This window comes from Pantoea sp. SIMBA_079 (assembly GCF_046940275.1).
In the GTDB taxonomy this organism is placed as follows: domain Bacteria; phylum Pseudomonadota; class Gammaproteobacteria; order Enterobacterales; family Enterobacteriaceae; genus Pantoea; species Pantoea borealis.
The window spans coordinates 1-268 of the sequence record NZ_JAWRYR010000365.1 but is presented as its reverse complement, the minus strand read 5'-3'; the positions used below and the strand labels follow the sequence as shown (position 1 = coordinate 268).

Annotated in this window: 1 protein-coding gene; it reads left to right on the top strand. The window is 69.0% G+C overall.

Annotation, left to right across the window (positions count from 1 at the left end; genetic code table 11):
* Positions 1-89: 89 nt before the first annotated feature.
* A partial coding sequence (locus tag SB719_RS20385; RefSeq protein ID WP_412159774.1) for a GntR family transcriptional regulator occupies positions 90-268 on the top strand: 179 nt, incomplete at its 3' end.

Below are 268 nucleotides of genomic sequence, written 5' to 3'. Positions count from 1 at the left end.
CCGATGTCCGTGGCGCACGGCACACGCCACGGACCGCGGGAACGAAACGCCACCGAGCCGCCAGCCAACCGAATCGGGGAGTACGCGCCATGCGTAACCGTCCAGGCGACACGGCCCCGAAGTTCGCGCGGCTCGCGCGCGAGATGGAACAACAGATCGCGGCCGGCGTGCTGCGTCCCGGTGATCGCCTGCCGTCCGTGCGCCAGGCCTGTGCCAGCCGGGGATTGAGCCCGAGCACCGTCTTTCAGGCCTATTACCTGCTCGAATC